We start from the raw sequence: 10,656 nt of genomic DNA on the forward strand, positions 1-10,656 counted from the left end.
ACAAAGCCGTTAGAGGTTGATTCACCCATCTTGCCACCGATAGCAGCCACCCACATGGGATAGTTGGCAGCAGCATCCTCAAGCTTCTTCCATATTTTTGGCTTAACAGTAACGGACACTACCCGACCGTCACAGTCAAGCTCAAAGGTTTTCCAGTTGTCTTTGTTAGTCTCTACGTTATTCGGTAGTTCGTTAATTTTGATGATGAGTTCGAGCTTGCCAATTGTCATAGGTAGTTTCGTTGGTTTAATGCGTTGGTTTTGTGGTACTTTGTCAGCTTTGTATATTTTCCAGCCTAGGGGTAGAAACCGCTACACCTTCATTAAGCGAATGCTATTTCCCCATCTAGGACTCTAAACAGGTGCTGGTAGCTCAGGATAGACACATATCCTGACCTAGACCACCGAAGGCTCTACAGATTCATCAAGTAAAGCGCGGGCATCAACGCTGATTTAGGGATAGAGACTGTAATCTGAATAGCGTTGTGGGAAACTTTATCGAGCTTAATCTGGTAGTCAGTCTCACGGCTGCCATAACCGATATGTGTAACAGTTCCGTGCTGACCCTCATGGATATTGCCTTTTTCTGAAATCACTACTCTGCCACCAACTTTAAAATCCCTGTGCTTTACTCCGATAGTTGCGGGAGTTGAGGGGGGGGACTGCGGAAGTTTAGCGGGAGGTACTGCGGGAGTTATATCCTTTGCTGCTAGAGGGTTAGCGGTAGTTGCGGGAGTTGAGGGGGGGGAATCCTTTTCTAAATATGTGTCTAAGTCACTTTCTTCCTCATCTGGCAAGAAATCATCATTTGCACTTTTCTCTAAACATTTAGTGTCTAACTCCCGCAACTCCCGCTGATGTATATCTGGCAAGGGTTTAACTCCCGCGTCAACTCCCGCTAAACTCCCGCTAACTCCCGCATCAACTCCCGCTAAAGTCTCAGAGTGAGTAGGGTGAGTGTCGCCCTCAGCTCGCAATCTCAAGCCCTGAAAATAAGCGATGCGGCCTTGGTGGCGGGTAGCTGGTAAGTTCTCATCTGCCAAGATATCGGCAAGGAGCCGGGGGAATTTGACAATACTGAACTTGGACAGCCCGCCAGCCTCACAGAATTCCTTGTAAGCACCGTATAAGTTCCCAGCAGTACAGGTAGCTGTCGGGTCGAGAACCAGTCCAGCGTCCAAGAAAGCTGCGACCGAGTTTACCTCAACCTTCATCTCCCATTCTTTTGCCTTGTACTCGACAATCTGGTTAACCCCTTTTCCTTGTATCGCTTGAGTTACAGCACTATTTGCTAGTGAGAGTGCGATCGCGATGCAGGCAGGTATTTCGTTGTCAAGTTGCGCTTCTAAGGAATGGTCACGTTTTTCGGTAGCAATAGGATTGTCAAAACCAACTAGGCAGAGACGACGTTCTAGCCCTGTTGTGTCGCCAATAAAGATGGGTTTGTTTGAGCAAATGATTAACGACCCGTAGAAGTGGGCGCTTGTTGCTCGTTGGTAGAGTTCTCGATATGAAATCTCATCTCCCCCAGTAAGGCTCAGTATGCTGTCAATCCCCACTGGTTTGCGCTCGTCTGGGAAAACTACCAACTGTTTGTCAATCAAGGAAGCTTTAGTCGAGCCGTCTCCGAGTTTGTCAAGTTGGCAGGCAATGTTGTTGTCCTTGCCTACCAGTTTTTGTAGGAAGCGAGAGAACTTGCCTTTACCGGAACCAGGCGCACCCACTAGATGCACAAACATCTGCAAGTCAAAGAAGCGATGCTTTAGAACCGCGTTAACGATGGCTAAGAGCTTGAACATCTTGCGCTCGTCACCCTGCATCGCCGTGCGGAAGAATTCGTGAATATTAGGGCAGTTTACCCGCAATGCTTCCAGAGTATTGCTTAAATCACCTGTTAGCGGTTTGTATTCATAGGGTAGGTAAGAAGTGAAGCCCATTCCTGGTAAATGTTCAAGGGGTTTAGCTTCAGCCCCATCAAATACACAATTGCTGAAATTGATGTATCGGGACTTATCCCAAAATTGCCATTTGAGTTGACGCAGGTCGCACTCTAGAAGCTTCCGCACGTCGTCAAGATAGGCGCTTCCGCCATAGCTTACGCCCTTCCCGTCTAACGTATTCTTCAGCCAGCTTTTGAACGCGCCTAACCCCATCTTCTCCCAGTGCTTCCCGCTCCACTTGCGCCAAGTCTGTTGTTCTTCATCATATTTAAGTTGATGTCCGAACTCTTCAGCTAGCCGTGCTGTAACTACTTGGGGTGTAGGTGGTTTTTTAGTCGCTGATACATCACTATCGCGTGTGTCACGCGCTTGAACGCCCCAAGATTGTGCTTTCATCAGGACAGCACGGAACTCTTCAATGCCCTTGTTGTTTATAAAGTCATCCATCCCCTTGCCGTCCTCTACCTTCCAATGCCCTGTGATGGTTCGTACCTCACAACCGTAACGTAGCAGGACTTTAGCGAGTTTTTTCTCTGCAAACCGTACATTTTTATTGGTAGCGGCATCAGCATCAAAAGCAATGATGAAGCCGAAGCCAGCCTCTGCGAACCGCTTGAGTGCGGGTATTAAATCGGGTTTACCTTTAGCTTTAGGGGTCATGGCCATTGTCACACCGACCAGACCGATAGTGGGTAAATTGTGCTGACAACCCGTTATCGCTTTAAAACCACCCTCTGTGATGAGTAAGTAGGGTTTGCCGTCAATAGTGAAGCATCGGACTTTGAGCGCGTCCAAGTCCGACCAGTATGCTTTTATTTCGGGATGTTTGGCGAGAAACGCATCATATTCACCCTTACCCGTGCGATATTTTGGCAGCTTGCCATCGGTTGAAGCCCAGGGTTCATCAGGTTTAAACTGCCACTGACCGTACTCATCCGATACTAGCATAATGCCAGGGGATTTTGCCTCGTATCGCAATATTACCGAAGCTTTCGGGATATCACAGCTCATGCAGTTCGCCTCAGCCCAGGGCGCATAAATACGACGAGCTGCAATGTGGGCTTGATGGTCAGGTGTCAGCTTTAGATTAATTGTTGGCTGACTGTCGATCGCTGTACAATAAGACATAAGTCCTTGGCTCGCCCTGAGCGAGTTTGAAGGTGGATTTATCCCAAAGACCGCTGCGCTCTGGTTCCAATAGAAACGCAGCGGTTTTTGGCATATTAGGGGTGGTTGCTGGAAGATTTTGTTTGCTAAATGAACATCACAAACAGGAACCAACTTTTATCGGCAAAGAAAGAGTATTGACGATAAAAGGTTCCCGTGCGAATGAGAATCTCCCAGCTTGATGAAAAAATTGGTGTGTTGCGTCTTCCGCACGCGCAGCCTTCCGATGCTGCCTGTTTCTCCGGCCTCTGAATCGCCGCCTTCCTCTAACCTACCTTGATAAGGTTTCTTAGCCCCTGTCACGCACTGCTAATACTCGCTTGTCCAAGACATCTCTAGGGGTCATCTTCAGGATTAATCCCACTTACGCAGGGTTAGGACTCCACCAATTGCCTATTAGGTCTTTTGTCCAGATAACCTGGCAGCCACCTGACTCACACATGAATGAGCCAGCCAGGACAGTTTTATCTAATCTTGATTGTACCCCTGCACCGATCGCAATCATCCGGGGTGGCAAGATTTTTTATTACCCGCGGCTCCTATAGCGCCGGGGGTAAGGAATCTCCTGCAAGGCATCGTATCCGGGAAGAGAAAAATCTTCTTCAGTGAAAAAAGCTATACCGAGAGGAAGCTCTCCTTTATTTGAATCCATATACGCCACCACCCGCAGAATTTTATCCACGTAGCTTATCGGGATGCGTACCAGCTTTGTTTGTCCACCCTGCCATTTATGAGGTCGGCCAGCCCCCAACCTCTTCCCACCGTGTTTGGCTTCTTTCTGTTTCATAATCAACTTTTTTAATCTATAAGTTACACAATCAAAAAACTCTCACGTTCTTTCTACGCATCCCTCCCAAGTATTACATTTTTACTATTTTCTCTTTTTATCTACCGGGTTTCACCTATCCCGGTTGCCTGCGGCGCCTAAACCTCTGCGTGGCGCGGCCGGGGGGGCAGGCCCCAAGTCAGCCCCTCCCCCGGCCCGCGTTCTCATCCTCCTTCTTCACTAAATTTTTTAATTAATTCCTCAAGCTGCTTTTTGCCTTCAGAGAATTTACGCCCCTTCTTGCCCAGGATATTTTCTATAATCCAGGTTGCAGTTTTACCTTGAGTCTGTGCCGCTTCCACTTTCCACCAAAGTTGTAAATCACTAGCATCAGGCTCGGAAGTGGTAGCGGAAGCTTCTGGTTGTAAGTCGTTGGTGTATATAGCTTCCAGCGCTTCCCGTTTAGCTTCCACTTCCTCCTCGGAAGCTGCCAAAATTGCCTCAGCTTCCTTACGCCGCTGTTGCTCTGATATGTAAATGGAAGTGCTAAGCTCATCCGCTACATCCGCATCAATAGCCCGCTCTTTCATTGCCTCAAACTCTTCTGCCTTAGCTAATTTAAGAGCCGAGCGCCGTGCCTCGAAACAGCAACCGAAACCAGACACCAGGGCGATGCCTTGAATGAAGTTGTGCAAAGGAATTTTGCGGGAGAAAATAAACGGAGGAGCCAGCCAGAGGGTAAGCCCCGAAACCGACAACACAGAAACTTTCAGGAGCGACATAACATTACCCCCACGCCAACTAAAGCACCGACTGTGCTGGCAATCAGTCGGAACCTAAATTGCAGCAAGTTTATTTTGAGGATTGCAATGATTGCATCGTCAAGCAACCAGGCAGCAGCACTAACAATAAGTTTGAGGACAAAGAGGGCTTGCACAAATAAGAGCAGGGAAGGGTGCAGCGATGCCAGCCAGCAAAGGAAGCTGGAGGCGATCGCAGTCAGCAGAAAGTTGTTGCCGAGAGCGATCGCTCGAATCATTCTTTACTCCCTCCGAGTAACTTAGCTTTGATAGCCTCAATCCTTTCGGTAGCACGATTTTCAGCTTTTTCTAGACCGACCCCTAGCTTGGCGTATCCAGGAGCCAAGCCGAGCAAGTGTTTCGCCAACCCCACATCAGCTTGTTTTTTTGTCAGTTCCACGCTCGCAACCACTTTCTGATGCTTGCGGTAGGCCTTATGTACTGCGCCGTCCGCTTCCTCAATCTGGCTCGTAGCCTTGAGGTATTTTTTCGTATAGCGAGCGCCCTCAACTTTTTCCTTTGCTAATTTCTTCCGCTCGTCCGCTTCTTCTTTGCTGTAGTAGCGCGGAGCCTCGATTATTGCGGCTGTGCGGATAGATGCAAAGTTACCGGGGTTGAGCGGTGTAATTGCCCCTGCATCAGTTGGAGCAGCCAGTTTCTCAGATTTACTGGTGATGGCGTAAGAGATTTCGCCGCCAAATAGTTTTGTCATCATGCCCATTATTTTGCTCCGATTTGAATGTTTACGCGGATGGGAGGAAATAAGTTCAGAGGGTTAATTTGCCGCCACATAGACATATAGCAATCCTAAATGATTTTCTGTGTGTAAGTATATTGACGTATTTTGGGGAAATCAAATGTATGTTCGTTAGTAAAAAACTCAAACAAAAATTTGACAATCTTAAAAGATCTACATAAATACCAATACTTTCTTAAAAAGTTTTTAGCTTGTAACCAAATATCTTCAACTGGATTCTGTTGGGGAGCATTGGGAGCAAATAAAATACAAGTAATTGACCAATTATCAGGTTGTTTGTCACCATTTAGTTCTAATAAAAAGTCTCTAATTTCTCCATATTTATGATAACTAGCTCCATCCCAAATCAAGATAATCTTGCGATTTTTATATTTATTTTGTAAGTATTTTATGAATTTAACAGTTGATTCTCCATCGCCTGATGGATGGCTCTGAATATGGAATTCTTTGGTTTGATAATTGAGGGTCCCAAAATAAGTTTGTCTATCTTTTTCATTGGTAATTGGGACTTCAATTCTGATTTTTGATTGACCCCAAACATAACCAGTCAGATCACCATGAAGTAGATGACATTCATCTAAAAATAATACTATTATTTCCCCACACTCTATACCAGCCTTGTTTTTAAATAAAATATCGTTAATTTCTTCCCTCTTTTTTTTTACCAGTTCTTTATCAAATTTAGGATTGGTTTTTTGAGTTTTTTTCCAACTAATTTTCGCCCGACAGAAAAGTTCATAGTAACTCTGTTTTGATTTATATATCACACCAAATTCTCGATCTAAATAAGTAACCAACTCATCTAAGTTCCAAGATTCTTGATTCTTTAACCACTCGATTACTTCAGTATTTTGTCGAGCTGTTAAATACCCTTTTGACCCTTTATGTCCTAGTTTTATTCCGGCGATGCCTTTGGTTTGAAATTGTTTTTTCCAATAACCAATAAAAAAATTACTTACACCTAAAATGTTACTGATTTCATGGTAGATATTACCTGAGAGCGCCATCCTTACAGCTATTGCTCGTTTTAGTTCTCTGGCATCGATATCGCTTTTAATGAAAGATTCTAATTGGGCTATTTCTTTTTCCCTATCTTTTTGTTGCATTTGTAATTTATTCATCTTTTTATTGTCAAAATCAAGTATTGTATATAATTGTATCACAATCATGATAATGATTTAGGATTGCTATAGCCAGCACAAAGACCCCCGCCGATGCGAGTACAAATGCAACGAGTTGAGCCAAGTCAACCCAATCTAGAAAACTGATGGAATTTTGGGGAGTGAAAGTGCACACCGGGGATGAACCATCATTAACCCATCCGCTTGTGTCACGCGATTCACTGTCTACAGTGTCTACAGGACAAAGGATGCGCTCGACACATTGACATGAATCCAAGTGCTCATTTTTATGACCAGGGCAATCAACACAGTAAGCCTCACAAACAGCTTCCCAGGTGGAAGTTTTAGAAAGTTTGCCAAATGTTTTGGCGTCATCGTTAGTTAACCCGAGGCTGTAAGCGTGTGCTTTCAGATGGTCAATACGGCGACGATTGACGATTGGTTCAGTCATGACAGAACCTCACGCCAAACATGAATAATTGCGATCGCCCAAAAAAGCGATCGGCTGGATATGGCATTATATTTAGGCTCCAAACGTTCCTAACACAACGGTTGGGGAAGTCGTGAGTAGTTCAGTGTTTGCTGCACTGAGCTATCGCGCATCAATCTTCCTTAGTTACTTACGATCGCAGGTTTTACGCCTTGGTGTCAAGCAGGAATTGTAAAGTTTTCCCACGCCCAGGCGTTGAATCGTGTGTCTTACATTTGTCTAGCACCGTCTTACATTTGTCTAGCACTGTCTTACATTCGTCTAACATCGTCTTACATTTGTCTAACAGCTTCAATCGCCTGACACAGTGATTAAGTTCTGCTAGTTACCCAAACTTACAGGTAACTATTAGGTAACTTAGTCTTACATTTGTCTAGTATCTGTCTAGCGACTTCAAGCGCGTGACACAATGATTGTCTGCTTATTGCCGAATCTTTGCCCCCTCAGCCGGGGAGGCTTGCGGCTATTTTTCCGACGGCCGAACGGAAATTTTGCCACTTTAGCTGAAGCTGTAGCAGCCATCGAAAAAATCCCGCCCAAGGTTAGATGGGGAAAAAGCCTATTTTCCCACTTACTCCAAAACCTTGTTCTAGGCGGGGATAGTCAAATTTTCCCACGCACTCCAAAACCTTGTTATAGGCGGGGATATCACACTTTTCCCACCTAGGACTTGAAACTGGTATGGCTACGTCAAGAAACCACCATTTCTATAAATCGATAAGCGACCTACTTTAAAGAGAGCAATTTGGAAGTGATAAAATTATGTGGTCAGATATTATTTATGGCAGTTGCCGGAGAAAGTGAATGGACAGAGTGCAATCCCTTCTTGCCTAGCAGGCAATCGCCTCCGACATCTTTGTATAAAAGTCTCTTTTAATTTTTCTATCAAATAAAAAGAGGCGCGCTTTGTAAAATCGCGCCCACACAGTTTTAGAGCTCTAGCCAGCGTTCTAGGGTTCTACCTTGTTCTGTACGGGTAGTAAATTTGCCACTAGCTGTATTTTCTACCAAAAGTCAAGAAGCTGAGAAAGTTGGTGCAAAAATCAACTTTCCGCGAGAACTTTTGTGTCATACTTTTACTAATTTGCGCTGTCCTATAAGATAGTTAAATGACCGCCATCAGTAACCATTAATCAATTACAAGTTATATAAGGATATTTAAAGTATACTAACGACATAATAATGTAAGTTATAATTAGAATAGCGATTCTTGCCTGGAAAGAACAACCTAATGCACTTACCTGAGTCCAGTCATGTAATTTACAAGCGCAATCCTCTTATAAGGGTTGCGTGTCAATTGCGTTTTCCACCCATCCTTAAAATTTCTCATCAAGAGCCTGTTGAGTTTCAAGATGAGATTAGATTTAAGTATCCACTTTTTGAGGCAACTAGACAGCCATTTTCAGTCGAAGTTCACCAAGCAATTCAACAAGCGATGCCCCAAGTTGGTCTTCCCACTTTGAGCGAGGTTTGGTATAGTTTTCATTCAGAAGATAAAAAGTGGCAAATACTTGTTACTAAAGAATTTATTACTTTAATGTCGTCAGCATACGACAGGTATGAGCTATTTATTCAACGTTTTAGGGAAGTTGTAGAAATTTTTGAACGAATATACCAGCCATCATTTTATACAAGGGTTGGACTTCAGTACCAAAATTTAATTATTCGCTCACAATTAGGACTTAAAGATAAAAAATGGGCAGATTTAATTACAAATCAAATTGCTTCAGAATTATACAATCCAGAGCTAGAACCATTAGTGCAATCTATGCAGAAAAGTTTGCTCTTACAAACTGATATCTGTCAAGTTACTTTTAACCAGGCACTTGTTATGGTAACTGAAGCAGAAGCAGGTAACAGCGAACCTGCTTATTTACTAGATGCGGATTTTTATACTGAAGAAAAGCTAGCGAGGGATGAAAATGTTTGGAACATACTCAGTCAATTCAACAAATCAGCGTGGAAGCTCTTTAGATGGAGTATCACAGAGACCCTCCACAATGCCCTACAGCCCCAACTCATCGATAAAACAGAGGAATAATCAAGCTTCAACCAGCATGGTTATACACAAAATTGCTTGTCATGGGGAAAGTGACAAAACTATTGTGGTAGAACTTCCTACGAGCGTAACAATGTCGGGCAAAACTATTGTGGTAGAACTTCCTACGAGCGTAACGATGTCTGGCACATCTCTGTCTTTCAGCACTGACTGGAACAATGTGCCAATAAATAATTTACTTGCACTGTTAAAATGTCTAGAAATTCTCCAATCTTTACCACAAGATGGTCTAGAAGAGGCTGCTGAAGACCTTAAAGGGATTGCAGCCTTTTATTCTAATCGTATTCCTCAAGCAAAACTACCTGTTATTTCACCTAGTAGTATTAAAGCTAAATTAATGCCTGCTCAAGTGAGACCATCAATTGTTTTAGAATCTTAGAACTATAGCTTTTTCCAGTAATGACACCATGACAGAGCAAGCTATCTACCAGCCTTCACATAGAAATACTTCTCTAAGACAGGGAGAAATATTAACAAACGTGACTCAGTATAATGTTGAGCCGATGGCTCAGTCACCGGATCAGCCAGATATCTCTCTTCTTACTATCCCAATAATTCATCCTTACGCAATTGTGGTCACCCAAGACTGCGACTTAGATTGGGATTATAAAGCTAGGACGGACAAAAAGCATAATACTCCTTCCAAATTTTTAAATTCTGTAATTTTATGTGAAGTTAATACAGCAGAGGAAGTTAGAAACAACGCTGATAATATGAATAGTAAGGAATGGGGATTGGTTTCTAGTCAACGCCACGAAAGATTTTATTTCTTTCAAAAAATACATACTGACTATGAGTTGCAACAGAAAGGTTTACCAGAGCTTACGGCTGATTTTAAAAAAGTTTTTGCAATAAATGCAGCAGCTTTATATTATCAACTCAATAGTGGTATGGCACTACGACGAGCAATTTTATGTAGTCCCTATCTGGAACATTTTTCTAGACGATATTATTCTTTTCATGGCAGAGTCGCATTACCAGCTCAATACGAAAGTGAAAAAGAAAACACGGTTGGTTAGTAAGGATTGGTTATTGCCTTTAGTCTTGCAAATTCTTTGAGACTTTAAGTAACAAAGATTAAATGTTAGTAGACAAATCACACGAAAAAAGTTTTATGTGAGTGGAAGGAGAAAAATTGATGCCCCTGTTGCTAGCAAGTTGTCACAACAGCAGAAGCAATATGAGCAATCAGCAGAGTTTCAGATGGGGTAAAAATCAAGCCCCTTGACACCTAAGATTCCCAATTCATAAGGGCGCATTATTTTTGTGTACACGCTTTAGTTAAAATTTGCGCTCGGAGGTTGGAGCGGCTAACAAGCCATTTACCCCAAATTGGCTTGCTAACTGATTTAGCTTAAATCTTTGCTAAGCGAGGCTTCCAACCCTGTCCGCAAGTGTCTGCACAATTGCTACTCAAACCTCCCTCACTGCTCTGCTTCAGGTTTAGGCTCCTTCGGTTTTTTCTCAAAGACTTGGATATTTGGGTCTGATAGCACAAAGCCGTTAGAGGTTGATTCACCCATCTTGCCACCGATAGCAGCCACCCACATGGGATAG

Annotated in this window: 11 protein-coding genes; 3 read left to right on the forward strand and 8 right to left on the reverse strand. The window is 43.5% G+C overall.

Features of this window, described 5'->3' with window-relative positions; genetic code table 11:
- The 8 genes from QUA47_RS28780 to QUA47_RS28815 form a co-directional block, all read right to left on the reverse strand.
- Positions 1 to 230: hypothetical protein (locus QUA47_RS28780; RefSeq protein WP_333433299.1), on the reverse strand; the 230-nt coding region annotated here is incomplete at its 3' end.
- A 182-nt stretch (positions 231 to 412) separates the two neighbouring features.
- Entirely contained in the window at positions 413 to 3,067 is a 2,655-nt protein-coding gene (locus QUA47_RS28785) for a DUF3854 domain-containing protein (RefSeq protein ID WP_333433300.1), read from the reverse strand.
- A 565-nt stretch (positions 3,068 to 3,632) separates the two neighbouring features.
- Entirely contained in the window at positions 3,633 to 3,893 is a 261-nt protein-coding gene (locus QUA47_RS28790; RefSeq protein ID WP_333433301.1) for a hypothetical protein, read from the reverse strand.
- Positions 3,894 to 4,096: 203 nt separating this feature from the next.
- Entirely contained in the window at positions 4,097 to 4,654 is a 558-nt protein-coding gene (locus tag QUA47_RS28795) for a hypothetical protein (RefSeq protein ID WP_333433302.1), read from the reverse strand.
- Positions 4,642 to 4,911, reverse strand: a complete 270-nt coding sequence (locus QUA47_RS28800) for a hypothetical protein (protein WP_333433303.1) — start codon at positions 4,909 to 4,911, stop codon at positions 4,642 to 4,644. Before QUA47_RS28800 ends, QUA47_RS28795 begins: the two co-directional genes overlap by 13 nt.
- Positions 4,908 to 5,387, reverse strand: coding sequence for a hypothetical protein (locus tag QUA47_RS28805; RefSeq protein WP_333433304.1), 480 nt, complete (start codon positions 5,385 to 5,387; stop codon positions 4,908 to 4,910). The genes QUA47_RS28800 and QUA47_RS28805 overlap by 4 nt, the downstream gene beginning before the upstream one ends.
- Positions 5,388 to 5,479: 92 nt before the next feature.
- Positions 5,480 to 6,550: an IS630 family transposase gene (locus tag QUA47_RS28810; RefSeq protein WP_333433305.1), complete on the reverse strand. Its 1,071-nt coding sequence runs from the start codon at positions 6,548 to 6,550 to the stop codon at positions 5,480 to 5,482.
- 16 nt (positions 6,551 to 6,566) lie between these two features.
- Positions 6,567 to 7,001 (reverse strand): hypothetical protein, encoded by a 435-nt coding sequence (locus tag QUA47_RS28815; protein ID WP_333433306.1) that lies wholly within the window; start codon positions 6,999 to 7,001, stop codon positions 6,567 to 6,569.
- A 1,270-nt stretch (positions 7,002 to 8,271) separates the two neighbouring features.
- Between QUA47_RS28815 and QUA47_RS28820 the strand changes: the two genes are divergently transcribed.
- From QUA47_RS28820 to QUA47_RS28830, 3 genes are read left to right on the forward strand one after another with little or no spacing between them, the layout of a single operon-like run.
- Positions 8,272 to 9,081, forward strand: coding sequence for a TIGR04255 family protein (locus QUA47_RS28820; protein WP_333433307.1), 810 nt, complete (start codon positions 8,272 to 8,274; stop codon positions 9,079 to 9,081).
- A 16-nt stretch (positions 9,082 to 9,097) separates the two neighbouring features.
- On the forward strand, positions 9,098 to 9,478 hold the full coding sequence (locus QUA47_RS28825) for a hypothetical protein (RefSeq protein WP_333433308.1): 381 nt from the start codon (positions 9,098 to 9,100) through the stop codon (positions 9,476 to 9,478).
- 28 nt (positions 9,479 to 9,506) lie between these two features.
- Complete coding sequence (locus QUA47_RS28830; RefSeq protein ID WP_333433309.1) at positions 9,507 to 10,118, forward strand: hypothetical protein; 612 nt, start codon at positions 9,507 to 9,509, stop codon at positions 10,116 to 10,118.
- Positions 10,119 to 10,656: the final 538 nt, after the last annotated feature.

The sequence above is a fragment of the Microcoleus sp. MON2_D5 genome (assembly GCF_036701905.1).
Lineage (GTDB): Bacteria > Cyanobacteriota > Cyanobacteriia > Cyanobacteriales > Microcoleaceae > Microcoleus.